25 protein-coding genes are annotated in these 23,840 nt (G+C 72.1%); 7 read left to right on the top strand and 18 right to left on the bottom strand.

What is annotated here, in order from left to right; all coding sequences use genetic code 11:
* Positions 1-56 precede the first annotated feature (56 nt).
* Genes purB through ACWEOZ_RS06270 form a run of 3 tightly spaced genes read right to left on the bottom strand, consistent with a single transcriptional unit; the run spans position 57 to position 3,393 of the window.
* Positions 57-1,478, bottom strand: coding sequence for an adenylosuccinate lyase (gene purB, locus ACWEOZ_RS06280; protein ID WP_451909676.1), 1,422 nt, complete (start codon positions 1,476-1,478; stop codon positions 57-59).
* Positions 1,475-2,854 (bottom strand): MFS transporter, encoded by a 1,380-nt coding sequence (locus tag ACWEOZ_RS06275; RefSeq protein WP_451909675.1) that lies wholly within the window; start codon positions 2,852-2,854, stop codon positions 1,475-1,477. The genes purB and ACWEOZ_RS06275 overlap by 4 nt, the downstream gene beginning before the upstream one ends.
* Positions 2,851-3,393, bottom strand: coding sequence for an ArsR/SmtB family transcription factor (locus tag ACWEOZ_RS06270; RefSeq protein ID WP_451909674.1), 543 nt, complete (start codon positions 3,391-3,393; stop codon positions 2,851-2,853). Before ACWEOZ_RS06270 ends, ACWEOZ_RS06275 begins: the two co-directional genes overlap by 4 nt.
* 130 nt (positions 3,394-3,523) lie before the next feature.
* On the opposite strand from ACWEOZ_RS06270, the gene ACWEOZ_RS06265 reads away from it, so the two are divergent.
* The gene (locus tag ACWEOZ_RS06265; protein WP_451909673.1) at positions 3,524-3,976 is read left to right on the top strand and encodes an SCP2 sterol-binding domain-containing protein; all 453 of its coding nucleotides are present in this window, start codon (positions 3,524-3,526) and stop codon (positions 3,974-3,976) included.
* A gap of 48 nt (positions 3,977-4,024) precedes the next feature.
* On the opposite strand, the gene ACWEOZ_RS06260 is transcribed toward ACWEOZ_RS06265, so the two are convergent.
* The 5 genes from ACWEOZ_RS06260 to purD form a co-directional block, all read right to left on the bottom strand.
* Positions 4,025-4,675, bottom strand: coding sequence for a response regulator transcription factor (locus tag ACWEOZ_RS06260; RefSeq protein WP_451909672.1), 651 nt, complete (start codon positions 4,673-4,675; stop codon positions 4,025-4,027).
* Positions 4,672-6,006: a sensor domain-containing protein gene (locus ACWEOZ_RS06255; protein WP_451909671.1), complete on the bottom strand. Its 1,335-nt coding sequence runs from the start codon at positions 6,004-6,006 to the stop codon at positions 4,672-4,674. The genes ACWEOZ_RS06260 and ACWEOZ_RS06255 overlap by 4 nt, the downstream gene beginning before the upstream one ends.
* A 31-nt stretch (positions 6,007-6,037) precedes the next feature.
* Positions 6,038-6,838 (bottom strand): ABC transporter permease subunit, encoded by an 801-nt coding sequence (locus tag ACWEOZ_RS06250; RefSeq protein WP_451909670.1) that lies wholly within the window; start codon positions 6,836-6,838, stop codon positions 6,038-6,040.
* Entirely contained in the window at positions 6,835-7,572 is a 738-nt protein-coding gene (locus ACWEOZ_RS06245) for an ABC transporter ATP-binding protein (RefSeq protein ID WP_451909669.1), read from the bottom strand. Before ACWEOZ_RS06245 ends, ACWEOZ_RS06250 begins: the two co-directional genes overlap by 4 nt.
* 263 nt (positions 7,573-7,835) lie before the next feature.
* Complete coding sequence (gene purD / locus ACWEOZ_RS06240; RefSeq protein ID WP_451909668.1) at positions 7,836-9,077, bottom strand: phosphoribosylamine--glycine ligase; 1,242 nt, start codon at positions 9,075-9,077, stop codon at positions 7,836-7,838.
* A 185-nt stretch (positions 9,078-9,262) separates the two neighbouring features.
* Here purD and ACWEOZ_RS06235 point away from each other — a divergent pair, with 185 nt between their 5' ends.
* Complete coding sequence (locus ACWEOZ_RS06235; RefSeq protein WP_451909667.1) at positions 9,263-10,555, top strand: adenylosuccinate synthase; 1,293 nt, start codon at positions 9,263-9,265, stop codon at positions 10,553-10,555.
* A 3-nt stretch (positions 10,556-10,558) separates the two neighbouring features.
* Complete coding sequence (locus ACWEOZ_RS06230; RefSeq protein ID WP_451909666.1) at positions 10,559-11,527, top strand: hypothetical protein; 969 nt, start codon at positions 10,559-10,561, stop codon at positions 11,525-11,527.
* Positions 11,528-12,029: 502 nt separating this feature from the next.
* On the opposite strand, the gene ACWEOZ_RS06225 is transcribed toward ACWEOZ_RS06230, so the two are convergent.
* Positions 12,030-12,182, bottom strand: coding sequence for a hypothetical protein (locus tag ACWEOZ_RS06225; protein WP_451909665.1), 153 nt, complete (start codon positions 12,180-12,182; stop codon positions 12,030-12,032).
* A gap of 1,099 nt (positions 12,183-13,281) precedes the next feature.
* Between ACWEOZ_RS06225 and ACWEOZ_RS06220 the strand changes: the two genes are divergently transcribed.
* Complete coding sequence (locus ACWEOZ_RS06220; protein ID WP_451909664.1) at positions 13,282-14,409, top strand: MinD/ParA family ATP-binding protein; 1,128 nt, start codon at positions 13,282-13,284, stop codon at positions 14,407-14,409.
* Positions 14,410-14,452: 43 nt separating this feature from the next.
* Here ACWEOZ_RS06220 and ACWEOZ_RS06215 read toward each other — a convergent pair whose 3' ends face one another.
* Positions 14,453-14,875: a DUF3151 domain-containing protein gene (locus tag ACWEOZ_RS06215; protein ID WP_451909663.1), complete on the bottom strand. Its 423-nt coding sequence runs from the start codon at positions 14,873-14,875 to the stop codon at positions 14,453-14,455.
* 42 nt (positions 14,876-14,917) lie between these two features.
* A complete protein-coding gene (locus tag ACWEOZ_RS06210) occupies positions 14,918-15,925 on the bottom strand; it encodes an ADP-ribosylglycohydrolase family protein (RefSeq protein ID WP_451909662.1) in 1,008 nt (335 codons plus the stop codon).
* Positions 15,926-15,943: 18 nt separating this feature from the next.
* Here ACWEOZ_RS06210 and ACWEOZ_RS06205 point away from each other — a divergent pair, with 18 nt between their 5' ends.
* A complete protein-coding gene (locus ACWEOZ_RS06205) occupies positions 15,944-17,137 on the top strand; it encodes an LOG family protein (protein WP_451909661.1) in 1,194 nt (397 codons plus the stop codon).
* On the opposite strand, the gene ACWEOZ_RS06200 is transcribed toward ACWEOZ_RS06205, so the two are convergent.
* Positions 17,138-17,632 carry a GNAT family N-acetyltransferase gene (locus ACWEOZ_RS06200; RefSeq protein WP_451909660.1) on the bottom strand — a complete coding sequence of 165 codons (495 nt, stop codon included), beginning with the start codon at positions 17,630-17,632 and terminating at the stop codon, positions 17,138-17,140.
* A gap of 49 nt (positions 17,633-17,681) precedes the next feature.
* Here ACWEOZ_RS06200 and ACWEOZ_RS06195 point away from each other — a divergent pair, with 49 nt between their 5' ends.
* Positions 17,682-18,194: a TetR/AcrR family transcriptional regulator gene (locus ACWEOZ_RS06195; RefSeq protein WP_451909659.1), complete on the top strand. Its 513-nt coding sequence runs from the start codon at positions 17,682-17,684 to the stop codon at positions 18,192-18,194.
* Here ACWEOZ_RS06195 and ACWEOZ_RS06190 read toward each other — a convergent pair.
* The 4 genes from ACWEOZ_RS06190 to fbaA form a co-directional block, all read right to left on the bottom strand.
* Positions 18,178-18,945: an RNA ligase family protein gene (locus ACWEOZ_RS06190; protein ID WP_451909658.1), complete on the bottom strand. Its 768-nt coding sequence runs from the start codon at positions 18,943-18,945 to the stop codon at positions 18,178-18,180. The two genes, ACWEOZ_RS06195 and ACWEOZ_RS06190, sit on opposite strands and share 17 nt — an antisense overlap.
* A 51-nt stretch (positions 18,946-18,996) precedes the next feature.
* On the bottom strand, positions 18,997-20,196 hold the full coding sequence (locus ACWEOZ_RS06185; RefSeq protein ID WP_451909657.1) for an alpha/beta hydrolase family protein: 1,200 nt from the start codon (positions 20,194-20,196) through the stop codon (positions 18,997-18,999).
* A gap of 80 nt (positions 20,197-20,276) precedes the next feature.
* Positions 20,277-20,801, bottom strand: coding sequence for a hypothetical protein (locus ACWEOZ_RS06180; protein WP_451909656.1), 525 nt, complete (start codon positions 20,799-20,801; stop codon positions 20,277-20,279).
* 111 nt (positions 20,802-20,912) lie between these two features.
* Positions 20,913-21,938: a class II fructose-bisphosphate aldolase gene (gene fbaA, locus ACWEOZ_RS06175; protein WP_451909655.1), complete on the bottom strand. Its 1,026-nt coding sequence runs from the start codon at positions 21,936-21,938 to the stop codon at positions 20,913-20,915.
* 187 nt (positions 21,939-22,125) lie between these two features.
* Here fbaA and ACWEOZ_RS06170 point away from each other — a divergent pair, with 187 nt between their 5' ends.
* On the top strand, positions 22,126-22,314 hold the full coding sequence (locus ACWEOZ_RS06170) for a hypothetical protein (protein ID WP_451909654.1): 189 nt from the start codon (positions 22,126-22,128) through the stop codon (positions 22,312-22,314).
* 3 nt (positions 22,315-22,317) lie between these two features.
* Here the strand turns inward: ACWEOZ_RS06170 and ACWEOZ_RS06165 are convergent, their stop codons facing one another.
* Positions 22,318-23,352, bottom strand: a complete 1,035-nt coding sequence (locus ACWEOZ_RS06165) for an LCP family protein (RefSeq protein WP_451909653.1) — start codon at positions 23,350-23,352, stop codon at positions 22,318-22,320.
* Positions 23,349-23,831 (bottom strand): SigE family RNA polymerase sigma factor, encoded by a 483-nt coding sequence (locus ACWEOZ_RS06160; RefSeq protein ID WP_451909728.1) that lies wholly within the window; start codon positions 23,829-23,831, stop codon positions 23,349-23,351. Before ACWEOZ_RS06160 ends, ACWEOZ_RS06165 begins: the two co-directional genes overlap by 4 nt.
* Positions 23,832-23,840 lie beyond the last annotated feature (9 nt).

Genomic DNA, 23,840 nt, shown 5'->3' with positions numbered 1-23,840 from the left:
TCCGTCGGGGGGCGGTGAGACCCGCTCCGCCGCCCCCTGACGGCATCACCTACCTGCTAGAGAATCGCCGCCGGCGTGTACTCGGCCGCCTCCGGGTGCTGCGCCACGATCGCCGCCACCCGCTCCGCGACCGCCCGGACCTGGGCCGGAGCCGCGCCCACGAAGGCCGCCCGGTCCGCCACCAGGGCGTCGATCTCGGCCCGCGACAGCTGCAGGCGACCGTCGGCCACCAGCCGGTCGAAGAGGTCGTTCTCCGCAATGCCCTTCTCCCGCATCGCCAGCGCCACCGCAACCGCGTGCTCCTTGATCACCTCGTGCGCCACCTCCCGGCCGACGCCCTTGCGCACGGCGGCGACCAGCAGCTTGGTGGTGGTGAGGAACGGCAGGAAGCGGTCCAGCTCGCGGGCGATGACCGCCGGGTACGCGCCGAACTCGTCGAGCACGGTGAGGAACGTCTGGAACAGGCCGTCGGTGGCGAAGAACGCGTCCGGCAGGGCCACCCGGCGCACGACCGAGCAGGAGACGTCACCCTCGTTCCACTGGTCGCCGGCCAGCTCCCCGACCATCGACAGGTAGCCGCGGACGATCACCGCGAGGCCGTTGACCCGCTCCGACGAACGCGTGTTCATCTTGTGCGGCATCGCCGACGAGCCGACCTGGCCGGCCTTGAAACCCTCGGTGACCAGCTCCTGACCGACCATCAAGCGGATCGTGGTGGCCAGCGACGACGGCGCCGCCACCACCTGGGCCAGCGCGGACACCACGTCGAAGTCCAGCGAGCGGGGATAGACCTGGCCGACGCTGGTCAGCACCCGTTCGAAGCCGAGATGCGCGGCGACCTTGCGCTCCAGCTCGGCCAGCTTCTCCGCGTCGCCGTCGAGCAGATCGAGCTGGTCGGCGGCGGTGCCGACCGGACCCTTGATGCCGCGCAGGGGATAACGGCGGAGCAGGTCGTCCAGGCGCTCGTACGCGATCAGCAGCTCCTCGGCCGCACTCGCGAACCGCTTGCCCAGCGTGGTCGCCTGGGCCGCGACGTTGTGCGACCGTCCGGTGAGCACGAGGTCGCTGTGCTCCAGGGCGAGCTCGGTCAGCCGGGCCAGCGTGGTGACGATCCGGCTGCGCACCAGCTCCAGCGAGGCCCGGATCTGCAACTGCTCGACGTTCTCGGTGAGGTCACGCGAGGTCATGCCCTTGTGGATGTGCTCGTGCTCGGCGAGCGCGCTGAACTCCTCGATGCGGGCCTTCACGTCGTGCCGGGTGACCCGCTCCCGCGCCGCGATGCTCGCGAGATCAACATCGTCGACCACTGCCTCGTACGCCTCGACGACCCCGTCCGGGAGCGCGACGCCGAGATCGCGCTGGGCCCGCAGGACCGCGAGCCACAGCCGGCGCTCCATCCGGATCTTCTCCTCCGGCGACCAGAGGTCGGCGAGGTCGGCGGACGCGTAGCGGCTGGCGAGGACGTTCGGGATGCTCACTTCGCCGATTCTTCCATGGCGGCCCCGGCGGGCTCCGGGTCCGTCGGCCGGTGGTGCCGCAGGTTACGCACGTCCCGGCTGGCCAGCATGCCGGCGACCGCCAGCCCGATCACGGCGGCCGCGCCGACGAGCGTCGGCTCGACGCCGACGGCCCCGGCGATCGGCCCGGTCAGGACCTGACCGACGGGGATCGCGACATAGGACCCGACCATGTCGTACGAGTAGACGCGCGCGAGTTTGTCAGCGGGGACATGCTCCTGCATCGTCGTCTCCCAGGCCACGGAGAACTGCTCGACGCCGGCCCCGGCGAGGAACGCCGCCGCCAGCAGCAACCCGAGGTGCGGGGCGACGCCGAGGGTGAGCACGGGCAGAACCTCGAACATCGTGCAGACGACCCCGAACAGCAGCAGCCGGCGCAGGTTGAGGCGCATGGCCACGACGGCGCCGAGCATCATGCCGAGGGTCTGCGCACCGAGCACGAAACCCCAGGCGCGGCGGCCCACGGTGTCGTCGGCGACCACCGGTCCGAGGACGGACATGCCGCCGCTGAGGCAGGCGTTGATCACGCCGAAGCCGGCGACCACCACCCACAGCCAGGTGCGGCGGCGGAACTCGGTCCAGCCGCCCCGCAGATCCGCGAAGATGCTGCTCCGAGCCGGCCCGGGGGCCTCCGCGGGCGCGGCTTGCGTAGGCGCGGGCGCGGCAGGCGCGGGCGCGGCAGGCGCGGGCGCGGCAGGCGCGGGCGCGGCAGGCGTTGGCGCGGCGGGCGTTGGCGCGGCGGGCGTTGGCGCGGCGGGCGTTGGGATGCGGAGCAGGGCGAAGGCGACAGCCGACAGGGCGAACGCCACCGCGTCGACCGCGATCCCCCATCCCGGACCGACGCCCGCCACGAGGATCCCGCCGAGCGGCGCACCCGCGATGTAGGCGCCGTTGAAGAACAGCCGGTTCAGCGCGTTCGCCTGCTGGCGGATGTCCGCCGGGATGAGCTGCGGCACGATCGACGCCGAGGCCGGCAGGGCCAGCGCGCTCACCATGCCGTTGACCGCGGACAGGGCGACCAGCCACGGGATGGTCGCCGCGCCGGAGAGCACCAGCACGGCCACCGCTGCCTGGGTGACCGCGGCCGCGATGCTCGCGCCCACCATCAGGTGATGTTTCGGCATCCGGTCGGCCAGCGCCCCGCCGAACAGCAGGAACAGCACATTGACGGACACCCGCGTGCCGACGACCAGGCCCAGATCACTGGGTGAGCCGGTCAGGTCCAGCACGGCGAAGGCCAGGGCGACCGGCGCGACGGCGTTGCCGAACGAGTTGATCGTGCGGCCGGCGAGCAGGAAACGGAACGGGGCGTGGCGCAGCGGGGCGAGGGCGCTCACGGCTCCTCCATGCGGAACATCGCGATGGTCGTGCTGGTGCGGACCGTGCCGGGGGTGCGCGGCGGCTTGGCCGCGTCGTGCAGGTCGCGGCTGGCCTGGGCGATGCGGTCGCGAATCTCGCGGAAGACCTGTGGGTCGACCCAGAGCTCGGCGTCGGTCATGGAGCCGCCCACCGACCAGTCGGCCTCCGCGGTGCGGCGCACCAGCTCGTTGGCCACAGCCTCGAACAGCGCCCGCTGCGTGTCGGCGTGCTGCTGGCCGGCCATCGTCTCGCGGTCACGCTCCCGGTCGCGCTCGGCGTCGTAGCGGTAGCGCTTGGCTACGCCGCCGCGGATGCGTTCCTCGCCGGTCTGCACGATCAATCCCGCGCTGAGCAGGTTGCGCAGGTGGTAGCTGGCGTTGGCGTGGGTGAGACCGAGCTCGCGGGCGACGTCCGCGGCGGTGAGCGACGCACCGGTGAGCAACGACAGGATGCGCAGCCGGACCGGATGGGCCATCGCCCGGAGCCGGGCCTGACGACGCGCATCTCCCAAAGACATGTTGGGGAGTCTAGGAGAGACGGGGCTCACTGTCCAACAGACGTTGGGGGGTTGAGACACTGCAGGACTACGCGGTTATCGCTAGGGTTACTCGCGAGTAGGTCTGGCGCTCATCCCGAAAGGTCCACCGATGACTGAATTCAGCCCCGAGTCTCTCGACACGATCGGCCCGAAGGAGTTCGCGCAGCTCGTCAAGTCCACCCCGGACTCGAAGCTCGCCGAGGTCATGGGCTCCGAGAGCCGCACCAAGATCCTGGATGAGGTGTTCAACCGGATGCCGACGCTGTTCCGCGCGGACCGGGCCGGCGCGACCCAGGCCGTCATCCACTGGAACATCACGGGCGGCCCCGGCGGCGGCACGGACACCTACGAGACCGTGATCGAGAACGGTGCCTGCACCGTCACCAACCAGCCGGTCCGCGAGCCCAAGCTGGCGATGACGATGGACCCGGTGACCTTCCTCAAGGTGGTCTCCGGCGACGGCAACCCGATGATGATGTTCATGACCGGCAAGATCAAGGCGAAGGGTGACCTCGGCCTGGCGGCCCAGGTCGCCAAGCTCTTCGACATCCCGAAGAACTGACCGCTGCTCGCTGAACGCCCCGCCGGGACTCCTTCCGGCGGGGCGTGCTCATGAGCTGAGATATCGCAGCACTGCGAGGACCCGACGGTTGTCGGCCTCGTCCGGGGGCAGTCCCAGCTTGTCGAAGATGCCCGCGACGTGCTTCTCCACGGTTCCGCCGGTGACCACCAGCGCATCGGCGACGCCGGCGTTCGAACGTCCCTCCGCCATCAGCGCCAGCACGTGCCGCTCCCGCGCGGTGAGCGCGGCCAGACCGTCGGCCCGGCGGCTGGCCCGCAACAACTGGCCGACGACCTCGGGATCGAGCGCCGTCCCGCCGGCGGCGACCCGTTCCAGCGCGTCGGCGAACTCGGCGACGTCGGCCACCCGTTCCTTCAGCAGATATCCGGCGCCGGCCGCGTTGCCCTCCAGCAGCCGGGCCGTGTACTTCGTCTCGATGTACTGCGACAGCACCAGCACCCCGGTCCGCGGGTGCCGGCGGCGGATCTCGAGCGCGGCGCGCAGCCCTTCGTCGGTATGCGTCGGCGGCATCCGGATGTCGGCCACCACGACGTCGGGCTGATGCTCGGCCACCGCATCGAGCAACGCGCCGCCGTCACCCACGGCCGCGCAGACCTGGTGGCCGTGGTCCTCGATCAGCCGGGCGAGGCCCGCCCGGAACAGGACCGCGTCCTCGGCGATCACGACCCGCGCCCTCATGCGTGCAACGGAAGCTCGACGGTGATCTTCGTCGGGCCGCCGGGCGGACTCACGATTGTGAGCCGGCCGTCCACCACGGCGACCCGCTGCGCCAGTCCGGCGAGGCCGCTGCCCCCGGATGGGTCGGCGCCGCCCGTACCGTCGTCGGCCACGCTGAGCAGCAGTACGTCTTGCTGACCGGCTGCCCGGACCGCGAGCTTGCCGGCCAAGCTGTGCTTGGCCGCATTGGCCAGCAGCTCGGCGGCGCAGAAGTACGCGATGGTCTCGATCGCCGGGGTGGGCCGGACCGGGATGCTGACCTCCAGCTCGACCGGGATCGCCCGGTCGGCGGTCAGCGAGGCGAGGGCGTCGGCCAGCCCGTTGTCGAGCACCGGCGGGTGGATGCCGCGGACCAGGCCGCGCAGCTCGCCGAGCGCGTCCTTGGCGCCGCGCAGCGCGGCGTCGACCAGCTCACGGGCGGCCGCGGCGTCCGGGACCGGGCCGTCGGCGCCGAGCTTCTCCCGGGCCATGCCGAGGTTCATGGCCAGCGTGGCCAGCCGGATCTGCGCGCCGTCGTGCAGATCCCGTTCGAGCCGCCGCAGCAGGGCGGCGGCGTCGTCCACGGCCAGCGCCCGGCTCAGCTCCAGGTCGTGGACCCGCTGGGCCAGCCGCCCGGGTCCGAGCAGACTTCGGATCAGCCAGGCGTCGACGGCGGTGACGGCCCGGGTGACCCACGGGGCGGCCAGCAGCATCGCCGCTCCCGCAGCGGCGGCGGCGAACGTGCCGAGCAGGGTCGTGACCTGGAACGTGCCGTCACCGAACAGCCCGAACGGCGTGAACACCGGCACCGGGCCGAGCCGGACCCCGGGCGGGTGGTTACGGAACGCTCCCCACAGCAGCGGGTAACTCAGGTTGATCAGGCCGCCGATCCAGAAGAACACGGCGTACAGCTCGATCAGGCCGACCGGCAGCTTGGCCAGCTGGTAGGCCACGACCCGCCAGCCGGCGCCGTCGCGCAGGCCCGGACCGGGCCAGCTCCGGCCGCCGGGGCGTCGCCGCATCGGCGGCGGCGGTGCGACCTGCAGCTTGAGCAGCCGGCCGGCGAGCTTGCGCGGCAACGAGCCGAGGCTGCGGGCCGCCCCCGTGGACACCAGCAGCAGGAGCAGCAGTCCCACGCAGACCCCGGCGACGGCCATGTGGGCCAGGGTCGGGTTGCCCCGACCGCTGTCGGCTGCCAACCAGGTCAGATCCACGGCGAGCACGAAGAACACCAGCGGGTTGAGCACGGCGAACGGCAGCCCGGCCAGGCAGAACAACAGCTCCCGGCCCTGGCGCGGGGTGAACATGCCCATGCCGCCATCCTCCTCTCTCGCGAGCGGCGGCCTACGCGTCCCGCCGGGCCAGCAGCCAGCCGCCGATCGCCAGGGCGATCGCCGCGTACAGGGAGAGCGTGCCGAGCCCGGCCCATGGGGACAGGAAGTCCGGACAGGACGCCGCGTCGGTGCCACAGGTCACCGGCCTGGTCGTGCTCAGCGAGTTGGCCAGGATCAAAATCGGCATGTACGGCGCCGCACTGTGCGCAACGAACCCGATGACCTGCACGACCACGTACACGCCGGCCACGAGGACCCCGACTCCGGCCGCGCTGTGCCGGATGATCGCGCCCAGTCCCAGGCCGAGCAGTCCGACCAGGCAGGACGCGGCCCCAGTGAGCACGACCGCCCGCAGCACGCCGGGATCGCCCAGCGTGGGCGCCGTGATCCCGGGGCGCAGGGTGCCGGCGGCGGCGAAGAAGGCGATGAAGGAGGCAAGCTCCCCGACGACCAGGGTCACGGCCCCGAACACGGCGGCCTTCGCCGCCAGGACCAGCGGGCGCCGCGGTACGGCGGCCAGCGTGACCCGGATCGTCCCCGAGCTGTACTCGCCGGTCATGGTCAGTACGCCGAGCGCACCGGCCAGCAGCAGACCGGGGACCACGCCGGCCAGCGCGTTGTTGGTCAGATCCACGGAGGCGTCCCGGCTGTTCAGACCCACAGCGACGCCGATCCCGACGGTCGCGGCGACCGTGATGGCCAGGGTCCACCAGGTGGAACGCAGGCTACGCAGCTTGATCCATTCCATCCGGGCCACCTGAGCGGGCCCGTAACGGCCGCCCGGTACGCGGGTCATCGCGGGCGTGGTCATGCGGTCGCCTCCGTCGTCGTGTTCCCCTGGTATTCGACCTCTGCGCTGGTCAGCCGGAAGAACGCATCCTCCAGCGACGCCGAACCGGCCGACAGCTCGGCGACGGTCGTGTCCGCGAGCAGCCGCCCCCGGCCGATCACCACCAGCCGCTCGGCGGTCAACGCCATCTCGCTGATCAAGTGGCTCGACACGAAAACGGTGCGGCCCTGCGCGGCCAGCGACTTCAGCAGGTCACGGATCCACCGGACCCCCTCGGGATCCAGCCCGTTGACCGGCTCGTCCAGCAGCAGAACGGCCGGATCACCCAGCAGCGCCGCGGCAACGCCCAGACGCTGCCCCATGCCGAGGGAGAACTTCCCGGCCCGCCGCCCGGCCACGCCGCTCAGGCCGACCACGTCGAGCACCTCGTCGACCCGGGCCCGCGGGATCGCGTTGCCGGCGGCCAGCGCGAGCAGGTGATTGCGGGCGGTGCGGCCCGGGTGGAACGCCCTGGCTTCGAGCAGCGCGCCGACCTCACGCAGCGGCCAGCGCAGCTCGCGGTAGCGGCGGCCACCGATCCGGGCCTGACCGGCGTCGGGCCGGTCCAGCCCGAGAATCAACCGCATGGTGGTGGACTTGCCCGACCCGTTGGGGCCGAGGAAACCGGTGACACTGCCCGGCCGCACATCGAAGCTGAGCGCGTCGACCGCGAGCGTCCGGCCATATCGCCTGGTGAGATTCCGGGCCTCGATCATCCGGACTCCTTCCGTAGTCGGTGCCTACGGAAAGTCACGCTATGCAGCGGGCGGGCCGGAAAGGACCCGGCTGACGGCCGTCTTCAGCTGGGGGTTTTCCCCCAGGCCGGGCTCCCCGCCCAGGTGGGCGGCCCGGCGCCGCGGGCGGCCCGACGCCGACCGGTCCGGTGGTGGCCTGGCGCCGCGGATGGCCCGACGGCGCGAACGACCCGGTGGTGGGCTGGCGCCGCCTGGCCCAGGTGGGCCGGCTCAATGCCGTCAGCTCAGGTGGTGATGCGGCCTTCGACCGCGCCCAGGGCGATGTCCGTCCGGTGGTGCGAGCCCTCCAGCGTGATGCCCTCCACCAGCGCATAAGCCGCCGCCCGGGCCCCCGCCAGATCCGCTCCGACAGCGGTCGCGCTGAGCACCCGCCCACCGGCCGACACCAGCGCACCGTCCTCCCGGCGGGCCGTGCCGGCATGAATCACACCCGGCTGCTCGCCGCCCGTGATCACGTCGCCGGTCCGGGGAGTGCCGGGATAGTTGTGGCTCGCCACGACGACCGTCACCGCCGCGCCCTCCAGCCAGCGCAGCGCCGGGAAGTCGGCCAGCGTGCTCGTCGCCGCCGCGTGCAGCAGCTCACCCAGCGGCGTCGCCAGCAGGGCCAGCACGACCTGCGTCTCGGGGTCGCCGAAGCGCGCGTTGAACTCGATGACCTTCGGACCCTTGCCGGTCAGAGCCAGCCCCACATAGAGCAGCCCGGCGAACGGCGTGCCCCGCTCCCGCATCTCGGCCAGCGTCGGCCGGACGGTCTCGGCCATGACCCGCTCGACCAGGTCGTCCGGCGTCCAGGCCAGCGGCGCGTACGCCCCCATGCCGCCCGTGTTAGGGCCCGCATCGCCGTCGAGGGCGCGCTTGAAGTCCTGGGCCGGCATCAGCGGCACCGCGGCTGTGCCGTCGGTCACCACGAACAGCGACACCTCGGGCCCGTCGAGGAACTCCTCGATGACCACCCGGCCGCAATCGCGCGCGTGCTCCTCGGCCACGGTGCGGTCGTCGGTCACCACCACGCCCTTACCTGCGGCGAGACCGTCGTTCTTCACCACGTACGGCGGGCCGAAGTCGTCGAGGGCGGCTGCCACCTCGGCGTCCGTGGTGCACTCGTAGGACCGGCCGGTGGGCACGCCGGCGGCGGCCATCACGTCCTTGGCGAACGCCTTCGAGCCCTCCAACCGGGCCGCCGCCGCGCTCGGGCCGAAGCAGGCGATGCCCTTGGCCCGCACGGCGTCGGCAACGCCCGCCACCAGCGGCGCCTCGGGACCGATCACCACCAGGTCGGCGGCGACCTCGACAGCGAGGGCGGCCACCGCGGCCGGGTCGGTGGCGGTGACGTCGCGCAGCTCGGCGACCGCGGCGATGCCGGGGTTGCCGGGGGCAGCGATCAGTCGCTCCACCGAGGGGTCCGCGGCGAGGCCGACGGCAAGGGCGTGCTCGCGGCCGCCGGATCCGATCAGAAGTACACGCACGCCGCAGATCCTACGGGCCGCCCCTGATCTCCCGCGCGCTCGTCCACAAGTCCACAAAGCACCGATATCACCCTGTGGACAACGCTGTGGATAACCGGCGGGCGGCAGAGCGCCGCGTCGCGTAAACTTCGGCAGTACCCGGGCCTCTCCGCGTACGACGTGTGTCAACGGAAGGCGTCAGTCAAGTGCCGGTGATCGTGTTGGTCGGCGCCCAGTGGGGCGACGAGGGCAAGGGCAAGGCCACGGACCTCCTGGGCGACCGGATCGACTACGTGGTCAAGTTCAACGGCGGTAACAACGCCGGCCACACCGTCGTGATCAAGGGCGAGAAATACGCCCTGCACCTGCTGCCCAGCGGCATCCTCACCCCCGGCGTCACCCCGGTGATCGGCAACGGCGTCGTGGTCGACCTGGCGGTGCTGTTCGAGGAGATCGACGGCCTGGAGGCGCGCGGCATCGACACCTCCCGCCTGCGGATCAGCGCGAACGCCCACGTCATCGCGTCGTACAACCGCACGCTGGACAAGGTCAGCGAGCGCTACCTGGGCGCCCGGCGGATCGGCACCACCGGCCGTGGCATCGGCCCGACGTACGCCGACAAGATGAACAGGCTCGGCGTCCGCATCCAGGACCTCTTCGACGAGTCGATCCTGCGCCAGAAGGTCGAAGCCGCCCTCAGCTTCAAGAACCAGGTGCTGTCGAAGATCTACAACCGCAGCGCGATCAAGCCCGACGAGGTCATCGCCGAGCTGCTCTCCTACACCGAGCGGCTGCGTCCGATGGTGGCCGACACGGCGCTGGAGCTCTCCCAGGCGCTGGACAACGGCAAGGTCGTGCTCTGCGAGGCCGGCCAGGCCACCCTGCTCGACGTCGACCACGGCACGTACCCGTTCGTCACCAGCTCCAACGCGACCGCCGGCGGCGCCTGCACCGGCTCGGGCATCCCGCCCACCCGGGTCGACCGGGTCGTCGCGGTGCTCAAGGCGTTCACCAGCCGGGTCGGTGAGGGCCCGTTCCCCACCGAGCTGCACGACGAGGTCGGTGACTATCTGCGTGAGGTCGGTCACGAGTACGGCACCACGACCGGCCGCCCCCGCCGCATCGGCTGGCTCGACCTGGTGATGGGCCGGTACGCCCAGCGGATCAACGGCGTGACCGACTTCGCCCTGACTAAACTGGACAATTACGACGGGCTGGACGAGATTCCGGTCTGTGTGGCGTACGACGTGAACGGGGTGCGGCACGACGAGATGCCGTACAGCCAGAGCGACTTCCACCACGCCACCCCGATCTACGAGACGTTGCCCGGCTGGAAGAAGGACATCAGCGGCGCCCGCAGCTTCGAGGAGCTGCCGGACAACGCCCAGCGCTTCGTCGAGTTCGTCGAGGAACGGATCGGCGCCCGGATCTCCGTGGTCGGCGTCGGCCCGGGCCGCGAGGAAGTCATCGAGCGGCACTCGGTGCTGAGCGAGGCCTGAGCCGTGTACGACGTCATCGTGCTCAGCCTGGCCGAGGGTGGCGGCTCGGCCGCGGGTGCCTGCGGTGCGGCGTGCGGCGGCTGCGGCTCCGCCGAGCAGGAGGTTTGCGACACTCCGCGCGTACCGGTGCTGAAGTGCGTGGATGCCCTCACCGCGGCCGGCGCGCGGGTCGAGACCGTGACCGCATCCTCGGATGCGGAGATCGATGCGGTGATCGCCCGCTTCGACGCGCCGGCGCGGCCGGACGGCCTGTCCTGGCCCGACCAGGAGAGCAAGCTGCGGCTGGTCGTCGCGACGGCGACGGACGGCCAGCTCAGGGCGGTGATGCGCCGGCTGGTCCGGCGGTACGCGCCCCCGCCGAGCAAACGCCCTGCGGACCTCGCCGAGAACCGCACTGTGCCGGACCTGCCGCCGGTGGCGATCCTGCCGCTCGACCCGGCCAACCGCACCGACCTGGCCGCCCAGCTCGGCCTGCCCCGCGACCCGGCCGCAGTCGCCGCTGCGGTGCTCGGCGGCACGGTCCGGCGGCTTGACCTGTTGCGCAACGACGGCGGCTCGGTGACGGTGGACGGCGCACTGGTCGGCGGCGCCGACGACGCCGGAAAGGCGGTGCCGTGGCGCGGTCGCATCGAGGTCGATGATGCTGTGCTCTCCGACGGCACCGACCAGATCATCGCCTGCGCGATCGGCAACGCGGGCGCCTACGCCGAGTTCGACGGCCTGCCCCTGCTCGGCGAGCCGGACCCGGCCGACGGCCGGGTCGAGGTCGCGGTGGCGGTCCCGGTGCTGGTCAAGCAGCTGTTCAAAAAGCCGAGGGTACGGGTCGAGGTGCGCCGGGCCCGGGGCCGCGCCGTGTCGGTCCTGCCCCGCGACGGCGAGCTGCAGTTCCTCGACGACGGCGTGGCCGGGACGATGAACCGCAAACGCTCGTGGTGGACCGAGCCCGGCGCCTGGGCGGTGTACGCGGGATGACCCGTTGTGCGAGTCTGAACTAGCACTCAGGTACGAATCTTTGGAAATACGGGGAGGTCGCATCCGTGGAGGACGAGAACGCCGACCGCGTCTACGTCCCGGGTACGAACGGCACGCCACCCGACCGGGACGTCGAGCCGTTCTGGCCGCCGGAGGAGTTGAACGCTCCGGTGCACGGTGGCAAGCCGGTGCCCCGGGACGCACCGCAGGCTTTCCCGCTCCCGCCGGCCCCGCCGGTGACCGCACCGCAGCAGGGCGACCCGAGCGTCTACCGGCCGACGGACCGCGTGGTGACGCCACCGCCGGCCCCACCGATGTACCACCAGCAGTCGCCCCAGCCTCCTCAGCCGCAGATTCCGCGACCAGCGCCCGGTCCGGATGGCGGCGGGGCCCAGCCCTGGCCGAACATCCCGCCTCGCACTGGATCTACGGCGGCGGGGCACTTCTCCGCTTCTGCCCATGTTTCGCCGCCGCCGACCACTTCGGACGCTGCGCCGCATGGTCAGGGCAGCGCGGCACCGGTCTCCGGACCGACGCTCAGCGCGCCGGTCAGCGGCGGACCGCGCCCGGACGGACCGTCGGCCACCGCCCACGGACCGATGGTCAGCGCGCCGGTCAGCGACGCAGCACGCCCGGACGGACCGTCGGCGGCCACTCACGGACGGGCCCTCAGCGCACCGGTCAGCGGAGCGCCGCGGCCCGATGGTCCCTCGATGGCTCACGGGTTGGACTCAAGCGCGCCGATCAGTGGTGGACCGCGCCCGGACGGGCCGTCGGCGACGGATTCGCCCTGGTCACAGCCGCCGCAGCGGCCGGCCCAGGCCGACGGAGGGCCGACGCCCGGGCCCCGAAGCGGGACGGACGCATCCGGGGCGGTGCAGCGGAACGGTGCTGTGTCCAGCGCCGGACCGGCGCACTTCCCGACGGTGACGCCGCGGCCGAGCCCCGAAAACGAGGACGAGCAGCACGCGGGAGCGGTCTACCGGCCCGGACCAGTCGGCCCGCAGCCGGGTCCGGGACAAACCGGCGCCGGGCCGGCCGGCGGCGTTGGACAAACCGGCGCCGGGCCGGCCGGCGGCGTTGGACACACCGGCGTTGGGCAGGCTGGCAGTGCCGGTCAGACCGGCGTTGGACAGGCCAGTAGTGCCGGTCAGACCGGCGTTGGACAGGCCAGTAGTGCCGGTCAGACCGGCGTTGGACAGGCCGGCGTTGGACAGGCCAGCGTTGGGCGGACCGGCGTTGGACCGGCCGGCGATACCGGGCGGACCGGCAGCGCTCGGCAGAGCGGCACAGCGCCTGTATCGGTGCCGCCGCATCAGGCGCCGACGCAGACCGGACCTCAGCAGGGAGGCCCGCTCGCGCCGCAGCAGCCCGGCCCCCAGCAGGCGGGATCGAGCCGAACAGGCGCAGCCGTGCCCGGCCCAACCCCACCCGGCCCCCACCTGACAGGCGCAGCCACCCCGGCCCCCAACCAGCCCGGACCACACCAGGCCGCACCAAACCAGCCCGGACCGCCACACCAGGCAGGACCGCCGCACCAGGCCGGACCGCCACACCAAGCGGGACCGCCACACCAGGCCGGACCGCCACACCAGGCCGGACCGCACCAGGCCGGACCGCACCAGGCCGGGATCCACCAAGCAGGCCCAGTGCCACCCGGCCCGCTGCCACCCCACCCAGGCCCGATCCCACCCCACCAAGGCCAGCCCCACCAGAGCCAGCCGCCGCACCAAGGCCAGCCGGCCCCGTGGCCGATGGAGCAGCAGCCCCGGACGACCAACGGCCAGCCACCCCCGGTCCCCGGTCCCTTCCCGCCGACCATCGACCCGAGAGCCGCCGCACCGCACCCCCAGCTCCAGCAGCCACCCCACCACGGCGACCAACCCCCGGGCCCGCACCAGCAGCCCCCGCCCGTAGACCCCTACCAGCAGCTCCCCTGGGTCTCGGACGGCACGCCCACCGCGGAGGAGTTCGCCCGGCGGCGGCTGGCCAAGCCGGCCGAGCCGACCGCCACCATGGGCGCCCGGGCCATGCTGCAGAAGGGCACCATGGGCCTGGTCCGCCTGGCGCCGGGCAAGCGTGAGCAGGAGTACAAGCAGGACGTCGAGATGGTTCGCCGTAATTTCGGCGGCCTGCGGCAGGTCACCGTCGTCAATCCGAAGGGCGGCGCCGGCAAGACCGTAGCCGTGCTGCTGCTCGCGATGACCTTCGGGCAGAAGCGCGGCGGCTACGTGCTGGCCTGGGACAACAACGAGACCCAGGGCACCCTCGGCATGCGGGCGCAGCAGGACTTCCACGCCCGGACGGTGCGGGACATGATGCGGGATCTGCATCTGTTCCGCGGTTCCCACGGGCGGGTCGGTGACCTCAGCCAGTATGTGCGGGCGCAGGGCGAGGGCATGTTCGACGTGCTCGCTTCGGACGAGTCGGCGACCGCGGGTGAGATGCTCACGGCCAGTGCTTTCGCGGAGATCCGGGAGATCGTCAGCCGGTTCTACAAGCTGATCTTCGTGGACACCGGTAACAACGTGCGGGCGCAGAACTGGCAGGCGGCGATGGATGCCACCGACCAGCTGGTGATCACGATGTCGGCGCGTAACGACTCGGCTGAGACGGCGGCGCGCATGCTGGACCACTTGGAGCAGAGTGGCCGGCAGCGGCTGGTCCGGCAGGCGGTCAGCGTGGTCACGATGCCGCCGACCCGCAAGGACATCGACCTACCGGCGATCCAGCGGCACTTCGCGGCCCGGACCCGGGCGGTTCTGCTGGCCCCGTACGAGAAGTTGATCGACTCGGGTGAGCCGCTTCGCTACGGCCACCTGTCGAACGGCACGCGCGACTCCTGGCTGAAGATCGCCGCCGCGGTGGCCGAGGGTCTGTAGCGGTTGGGGCCAGGCCGGGGGTTTCCGGCCTGGCCCGGCCCGATCAGGTCAGGGCGTCGGCCGCCGCCGGGTCGCTGTCCCGCAGGAACTGGGCGCACCGGGCTGCCTCGTCCGACTCGCCGATCTGTGCCGCCGCCAGCGACAGGGCGTGCAGGCAGCGCAGGAAGCCCTGGTTGGGCGCGTGCGACCACGGCACCGGGCCGTGGCCCTTCCAGCCGTTGCGGCGCAGGGCGTCGAGCCCCCGGTGGTAGCCGGTGCGGGCGTACGCGTACGCGGTGACCGGCTGCTTCTCGGCCAGGGCGCTCTCCGCCAGCGCCGCCCAGCCACCGCTGTATGCCGGGAAGCGGGCCGCGACGGTCTTGTAGGCCTCGTCGGTGCCGGCCTGCTTCGCTTCGGCCAGGGCCGCGTCGGCCTCGGTGTCGGCGGGGAGGCGGGTGGCCGGCGGCTCGGGAAGGAGGTTTTGCATGGGCCTATTCAACCGCGCCGGTGGCCCGTTTCCGGGGGTCGCTTAACGAATGTCACCTTGCTGATCCCATGCTTCGCCCAGGGCGTGCAGCCTGTCGGCGTACTCGATGCGCTCCTGCCAGGCCGGCGGCCAGGCCGCCAGGCCGAGCGCCGCACCCGCGAAGCCGCCGGCCAGGCAGGCGATGGAGTCCGAGTCGCCGGACGAGGCCGCGCCCCGGCCCAGGACCGCGACCGGCTCGTCCGGGGTCAGCAGGTAGCAGTAGAGGGCCGTGGCCAGCGCTTCCTCGGCGATCCAGCCGGCCCCGGTGACCAGGCAGGGATCGCCGCCGGTGTCGCCCCGGCGCAGTGCGTCCGCCACCCGGTCCAGCGCGGCGGCGTTCTCGTCCCAGCCGAGGGAGATGAAGTCCTCGGCTGATTCCACCGCCGGTCGCTGCCACAGGTCGCCGAGCCAGTCCTCATGGTAGACCCGCCGCTGGTCGGCGCAGTGCGCCCGCAGGCGCGGCAGCAGATCCCGCGGCGGCAGGCCGTCGCTCAGCCAGCGCACCGCGTACGCGGTCAGTTCGCTCGCCGCCAGGCCCGTCGCGTGGCCGTGGGTCAGCCCGGCCTGCAACTGCGCGGCTCCGGCGAGCTGCTCGTCGGTGAGCCCGGGCATCAGGCCGACCGGGGTGACGCGCATGTTGGCGCCGCAGCCCTTCGAGTGAATCTGCGAGGCCCGCTGCCAGGGCCGGCCGTCGGCGAGGTCGCCGCACGCGCGCAGGCACGTCATGCCGGGGGCACGGTTGTTGTCGGGGCTGATCGCCCAGTCGAGGAACGCCTGCCGGAGCACCGGTTCGAAGCTCGCCGGGGTCAGCGGACCGGCCGCCACCAGGGCTTCGCCGACCGCCAGCATCATCTGGGTGTCGTCGGTGACCAGCGCCGGATCGCCGGTGAGCTCCCGCGGCCCGCCCGGCCCGTACGCCGCCACGATCGCCTCGTAGTCCCGGAACTCGGTCGGCTTACCGAGCGAGTCCCCGTACGCCAACCCGAACAGCGATCCCGACGCCTTTTTCACGCTGGCTACCCTACGGTCATGCCCGGTGATCCATTGCAGCCCGTGTTCGGCGGCGAGACGCCGTTCGACGCCACCGTGTCCGAGATCGAGTCGCGTGCCGAACTCGACACCCACCTCGCCAAGCGGTCGCTGGCCGGGCTGATCGTGCTCGGGCTGCGGCTCGACGAGCAGTGCCCCGACTTCACCGGCGTCGACGTGAGCGGGACCCTGTTCGTCGGTTGCCGGCTCGCCGGCCCCGAGGTCGAGATGGATCTCATCTCCCGGGGCGCGCACCTGGTGCCGCCGTTCGAGGCCCGTCCCTATCCGACGCATCCGGCGCACCTGTACACGCCGGACGATCTGGCCCTCGGGTTCGAGCGGGACGGCTTCGCGGGCATGTACGACACCCGCGTCTACGAGCACTTCCTGGCTCACGGCGGGGCGGCGCCCGATCTGCGGGAGGCGATCGGGCAGCGGCTGCACGACGCCGGCATCGACAACGCGCTGGGCAAGGCGCTGGCCGCGTGGGTCGGCGAGCACGACGCCCGGGGTGCGGTCGGGATCATGGGTGGGCACGCCGAGCCGCGCGGGTCGGACGCGTACCGGATGGCCGCGACCCTGGCGTGGCGGCTGGCCGAGGCGGGCCGGTTGATCGTGACCGGCGGCGGGCCCGGGGTGATGGAGGCGGCGAACCTGGGCGCCTACTTCACCGGCCGGACGGCGGACGAGCTGGCCGCGGCGATCGATCTGCTCGCCCCCGCGCCGAAGTTCATGGAGCACGACCCGTACACGGCGGCGGCGCTGGCCGTCCGTGCGGCGTATCCGGCACCGGCCGCGGCGGACGTGGTCGGCCGGCTCACCCACGGCGGCCTGGCCCTGCCCACCTGGTTGTACGGCCACGAGCCGGCGAACCTGTTCGCCGGCCAGATCGGCAAGTACTTCTCCAACGCCGTCCGGGAGGACACGATCCTGCGCCTGGCCCGCGGGGGCATCGTCTTCGCGCCGGGCTGGGCCGGCACGGTCCAGGAGGTGTTCCAGGCGGCGACGAAGACCTTCTACCGCACCGACGGCCCGTCCGGCGCCTTCGTCTTCCTGGGGGTCGAGCACTGGTCGGCGTTGCCGGTCGAGGCACTGCTCAGGCCGCTGCTGGCCCGTTCACCGCACGGCGACCAGTCGGATCTGATCGTGGTCACCGACTCGGTCGACGAGGCGATGGCGGCGCTGACGCACTGATCAGGACAGCTCCGTCTGGTAGGTCTGCCCGACCAGCTCCGCGCCGAAGCTGTGGTGGGCCTCCTCGTCGACGAGGGTGAAGCCGCGGCTGAGGTAGATGGCGCGCGCCGCGGTCAGCGGATGGTTGGTCCACAGCCGCATGGTGCGGTAGCCGGCGTCGCGGGCGAACTCCAGGCAGGTGTCCACCAGGCGGCCGCCGAGGCCGTGCCCGCGCCCGTCGGGGTGGACCAGCAGCAGCCGCAGCTGGGCCGTGGAGTCCGGACCGGCGACGCAGAAGACGCAGCCCACGCGCCGGCCGTCGATCTCGGCGAGCCAGCCGGCCTCGCGCTCGGTGTCGTGGCCGGCGGCGAAGTCCGCGACGATCCGGGCGACCAGCGCCTCGAAGCTGCGGTCCCAGCCGAACTCGTCGGCGTAGACCTCGCCGTGGGTCGCGATGACCCAGCCCAGGTCACCCGGCCGGTCCAGGGGCCGGATCACCGCCTCCGCTGAGCTCATGGCGTCCTCCTCGCTTGACTGAAACGACTGTTTCAGTGAGGATAGCGGAGTGTCGGCCCGACGTGCTGAGCTGCTGGAACGCGCCTATGACCACGTGCTGACGCACGGCCTGGCGGACATGTCGCTGCGGCCACTGGCGGCTGCCGTCGGGTCGAGCCCCCGGGTGTTGCTGCTGCTCTTCGGCAGCAAGGAGGGTCTGGTCCGCGCACTGCTCGACCGGGCCCGGAGCGACGAGCTGGCGATGCTCGAGCGGCTGCCGGCCACCGGCGACCCCGTGGCCGGGATCTGGCGGTGGCTGGCCGCCCCCGAGCACCGTCCGCTGCTCGTGCTGTGGGCCGAGGCGTACGTCCGGTCGCTGGTCGACCCCACCGGGCCGTGGGCCGGCTTCGCCCGGGCCACCGTGCAGGACTGGCTCGCCGTGCTGACGGCCGGGCGGCCCGGGACCGAGCGGGCCACCCTCACCCTCGCGGTGCTGCGCGGAGCGTTGCTGGATCTCCTCGCCACCGGCGACGTCGAGCGCACCTCGGCAGCGGTGGAGAGCTACCTCAACGGCGGCGCTTGAGGCTGCGCGCGTAGTCCTGGAACCGGGCCTTGGCGATCACACTGCGATCGTTGCTGCGCAGCACGATCCCCTCGGCCCCGCCCGGCGCCCCGGCGTCCAGCCGCACCCGCGACTCGGGCAGCTGCTCCGCCAGCCAGGCGCTGGTCTTCTCCAGCTCGGTCGGCAGCTCCGCGGCGTCCACAGTGAACAGCCGCGGTGTCAGCTCGAGCCCGGCAGCGCGGGCGGCGGCGGCCAGCTCCTCCTCGGTGAGGAAGGTCTGCCCGCCACCGTCGCGCCACCCGGCGATCCGCTCGGCGGGCCGGCTGAGCTGCTCGGCGGGGTCGTTCAGGACGAGCACGTCGAAGCACCGCCAGCCGTACCGGGTGGGGTCGCTGGTGTACTGCTTGGCGGCGGCGCCCACCTTGCCGCCGTAGAGCTCGACGTAGTAGACCCGGATCTCGTCGCCGGTCACGGGCGCGAGCGCCTCGGCGACCGGCTTCAGCGCGGCGACGATGCCCTGCGACGGGTTGAAGATCAGGTCGCCCTGGGCGTGCAGCAGCTCCTCCCGCGATCCGATCAGCCAGCCGCCCGGGGTCAGGATCATCCTGGCGTTCGTACCGTCGACCTTCTCGGTCCCCACGACCGGCCCGGAGAAGACCACGGCCTCGTCCTGCAGACCGCCGTTGCGCGGGTCGAGCAGGTGGTAGGTCGGGATCGACGGGTACTTGGTCAGGGAGTTGAGGGCCCGCAGGTCCACTCGACGGAGATCCATACCGGCATTGAAGCGGTCCGCCGCCGGCCGCCGCAAAGCCATTACGGGAAGCTAACGCAGGCTCGCGAACCAGGTGGCCGCGGCCGCGGTGCCACGGATGTTCGAGCCGAGATGGATCGACCCCTCGTACGTCAGATCGCCCACGTCAACCACTGGCACCGTCCGGAACGAAGCCGCGCAGTGCTCGGCGTTCGCGGTCGGGACCTGCTCGTCGCCGGCCGAGACGAGCAACCGCACCGGTACGCCCGGCCGCCAGCCCGAACATGTCGCGTCGTGCACCCGCAACGCCGCGGCGAACGGCCCCGACGGATCGGTGAGCAGCTGCAACCCGTGCCGGGTGTAGAGCTGGTCGAGCCGCATGGGCAGCAGGTCACCGAGGTCGTTGCCGTCGTGCACGCCGTCGTAGAGCCCCTCCACCCGATCCGCGATCTTGGGGTTGAAGACCTCGGCCGGGTCGTCGTAGAGGTGGTGCAGGCGGTTCCACGAGACCATCAGGTACGCGGTGTAGCCCACGTTCCACGGTGGCTCGACCGTGCCGTCGAGCAGGGCGGGCAGTTCGACGCCGCGCACGTCGTACGCCCCGGAGATCGGCGCCAGCGCACGCAGCCGGAACCAGTCGTCGGCGCCGCCGTGCAGGGCCTTGGCCAGCCCGGTCGCGGCCGACCCGCCCTGGGAGAAGCCGGTGACCAGCACGTCACGGCCCAGCTCGTGGCCGGTACGCGGGACGAAAGCACGTGCGGCCCGGAGCAGGTCCACCCCCGCGGTGGTCTCCGAGGGCACGTCGAGGAACGGGTGCGGCCCGGGTCCCAGGCCGAGGCCGAGATAGTCCGGCGCGACGGCGGCGAAGCCCGCGGACGCGAAGGTCAGGACCGGCGCGACACCCCAGCCGTCGGCGGTCAGGGACGGCGCGTCGAGCCGGTTGAGCTCCGTGCCGTGCGTGTAGGACACCGTGCGCAGCTGCCGGGCGCCGATCCGGGGCAGGGCGAGCAGTCCACTCGCGATGGTGGGCCGGCCGGCCGGGTCGACCGTGCGGTAGATCAGCTGGTACGTGTCGACGCCGTACCGGGCGGGCGCGGGGTCGAACTTCGCCGCGGCGAGCGCGTCGGCGACGTGCTCTCGGGTGGTCAGGGTCTGCAGTGGGGTCGCGGTGATCAATTGGCCGCGATCGGAACGATGGGCGGAGGCCGGAGTGGCCGGCAGGGTCGCGGCGGCCAGGCCGAGAACGGCGAGGCCCGCGAGGAGCATCTTCATGTCTTCGACGCTAGGGACGGCCGCGGGCCGGCAGAATCCTGCTGCCCGGCGTCCTGCTGGTAGGGCCAGCCCCCGGCCGGTCAGGCGACGTGCACGCGGCGCCAGCTGTGCACCGGCAGATCCATTTCCGGTACGTCGGTCAGCCCGTTCTCGTCCATCGCGTTGAAGACTGCCAGTCGCGCCCCCTCGAAGAGGAACTCGACGGCGTGCAGCACCCGTGGCCGCCATTCCTTGACGGTGGTGCGCTCGATGATGTTGACCTCGCGCAGCTTGCGGCCCCGGGCGTTGCGCAGCGCCGCGTGCGGGTCGGCCCGCCAGTCGAGCTGGATGCCGGTCGCGTACCACTCGATGGGTGCACTCATGTCGACCTGGTCCCAGGTGATTGCACACTCGTCGAACTTGCGGTGAGTGATTTCCACGTTGGTGCCACCGAAGCCGAGGATGACCGGGCCGTCGGCGAACCAGCCGCGCTCCGACATGTCCCACATCAGCCAGCCGCCGACCAGCTCACGGCCGATGAGCCGGGAAAACCGTGCTCTGTGGACGGCAGCGAGGGCCTCGGCGTCGTGGTGCCACTCGGGTTCATACCCCTCGATACCGAGCATGATCACCGCCCTCTTCCGGACAAGACGACGATCGTACCCACGCCTCTGCGTAGTCCGGCAACACGAGAACGGCCGGCCCCCACGTACGGGGACCGGCCGTTCTCGACGAGATCACTTGAGGAGCGAGGTGCCCGTCGAACGCAGGTGCTCACACGCCTCGACGACGCGCTTGGCCAGACCGTCCTCGGCCAGCTTGCCCCAGGCGCGGGGGTCGTACTGCTTCTTGTTGCCGACCTCGCCGTCGATCTTCAGCACGCCCTCGTAGTTGCGGAGCATGTGGTCGACGACCGGGCGGGTGAACGCGTACTGCGTGTCGGTGTCGATGTTCATCTTGACCACGCCGTAGTCCAGGGCGCCGTGGATCTCCGACAGCAGCGAGCCCGAGCCACCGTGGAAGACCAGGTCGAACGGCTTCTCCTTGCCGTACTTGGCGCCGACGGCCTCCTGGATCTCCTTGAGGATCTCCGGGCGCAGCTTGACGTTGCCGGGCTTGTAGACGCCGTGCACGTTGCCGAACGTCAGGGCCGTCATGTAGCGGCCCTTCTCGCCCAGGCCCAGCGCGGCGGCGGTGGCCAGGCCGTCCTCGACCGTCGAGTAGAGCTTGTCGTCGATCGCGGCGGAGACGCCGTCCTCCTCGCCACCGACCACGCCGACCTCGATCTCGAGGATGATGTGCGCGGCGGCGGCCTGCGCCAGCAGCTCCTCGGCGATCTGCAGGTTCTCGTCGACCGGCACGGCCGAGCCGTCCCACATGTGCGACTGGAACAGCGGCGCCTTGCCGTTCGCGACGCGCTCCTTGGAGAGGGCGAGCAGCGGGCGCACGTACGCGTCGAGCTTGTTCTTCGGGCAGTGGTCGGTGTGCAGCGCGATGTTGACCGGGTAGTTCTTGGCGACCTCGGTCGCGTACTCGGCGAGGGCGACCGCGCCGGTGATCATGTTCTTGACCGTCGGGCCGGAAGCGTACTCGGCGCCACCGGTGGAGATCTGGACGATGCCGTCGCTGCCGGCCTCGGCGAAGCCCTGCAGGGCGGCGTTGAGCGTCTGCGAGGACGTCACGTTGATCGCGGGGTACGCGAACGCGCCGGACTTGGCGCGGTCGAGCATCTCGGCGTAGACCTCAGGGGAAGCGATGGGCATCGGTGCGCTCCTTGATCTGGTGAAATGCGAAGCAGAGGGCAGGACCGCGCTGTCCTCCAGCAGGCAGTATTCCGCAGCGAGGGACCGGCACGGAAATCGCCCCGTTACCCCGGCGCCGGTTTGCGGGCCGGGCGCGACGGGGACGGTGCAGCATGAGGGAGTGACCGCGACGTGAAGGGAGCCGGCCATGACCTACCCGCAGGACGAGCGTGACCTGGAAGCGCCCGAAGGCGACGCGGCCGAACAGGCCGTCGTGGCCGATCCGGGCTGGGCCGACGACGCCGAGGAGCCGGCTGTGAGCCCGTCCCTGGAGGCGCCGGAATGGGACGCCCAGGAACAGGGACGCAGCGTGCCCCTCGACGATGACTACCGCTAAGTCCTATTTAACGACGTATGCCGGATTCGCCGCGATCCATGCCGGAAGCGTGTCGTCGCGGAGCGCGGCGTACAGCGACGGGCCGACCTTGGCATAGATCTGCTCCCGGCCGCTGGACAGGGCGTGGAACCTGCGTTCGCTGATCCCGACCGGTGAGCCGGGCGAGCTCAGTGAGCCGGCCGTCCGGAGCAACGCCGCCGGGTCACCGGTGATCTCCAGGCCGTCCCGGGCGGCGGTGAACAGCGCGTGCACGCGGGCGGGATCGGTGACGGTCCCGTCCGCGGCCAGCTTCCCCGCCAGCGCCCGCAGGAAGAGCTGGGCGTTGCGGTCCCGGTCGTAGCTGCCGTTGCGGAGGCCGTAGCGGGCCTGCAGCACCGGTACGACGTCGTCCGCGGTCAGCTGCTGACAGCCCTTCGGGTACGTCTTGCCGTTGTGCACCGACTTGACCGCCTCCGGCAGGCACACCCGCACGCCGCCGACCGCCTCGGTGACGGCCCGCAGCGCCCGGAAGTCGACCGTCACGGTCGCGTCGAAGGTGACGCCGGTCAGCTCGGAGACGGTCTTCTCGGTGAGCTCCGGGCCGCCGAGGAAGAGGGTCTCGCTCAGCTTGCCCGTCCCGTCCGGCAGCTTCACCTCGCCGTCGCGCGGCAGGCTGACCAGGTAGGCCCGGGTCCGGTCGGCCGGCACGTGGATGATCATGACGGAGTCGGCCCGGCGGTCCCGGTCCGGCCGGCGGAGCCTGTTGTCGCTGCCCAGCAGCAGCACGTCCAGCGGACCGGCCGGTGCCGGCTCGGCCGCGAGCAGCTCGGCGGTGGACACCGACGGTGCCGGGTCGCGCTGCCACCGCTCCAGGACCACGGGTACGGCGGACCCGGCCATCAGCACGGCCACCGCCGCGGTGGCGACCCGGCGGATCGTGCGGCGGCGTCGGGCGCGTACCGCAGCCACCTCGATCCCGGCCCGCACCGGGCCGACGGCCGGGGTCAGGGCCTCGTGCCGCTCGAACGCGGCCCGCAGCTCTTCCTCGATCGGGGTCATCGGGCCTCCACGAACTCGGTACGGAGCGTGACGAGCGCTCGCGAGATGGACGAACGAACCGTGCCGACGGCACAGCCGAGCACCTCGGCGATCTCGGCATCCGGCAGATCCTCGTAGTAGCGCAGCACCAGGGCCGCGCGCTGCTGCCGCGGGAGCCGGGCCAGCATGCTCCAGACCCGGTCCCGCTCGGCGCTCTCCTGAGCGTGGTCGCTGGGCGCGGCGCGGGCCGGATCGGGCTCCGGCCGCAACAGCACCCGCCGGAACCACGAGCCCCGGCGCAGGTCGACGAACTGGTTGGTGAGGATCTTGCGGACGTACCCGTCCGGGGAGTCACTGCCGGCCACCCGCCGCCAGTTCAGCTGGACGCGGACCATCGTCTCCTGCACGAGGTCCTGCGCCGTGTGCTGGTCACCGGTCAGCATGACGGCGTACCGCAGCAGGGCACCGAGCCGGCTGTCGGCGAACTCCTCGTAGGTCACGGGCACCTC

The sequence above is a fragment of the Actinoplanes sp. NPDC004185 genome, from assembly GCF_053603475.1.
The sequence above is the reverse complement of the archived record's forward strand: the minus strand, read 5'-3'. Positions and strand labels throughout refer to the sequence as shown.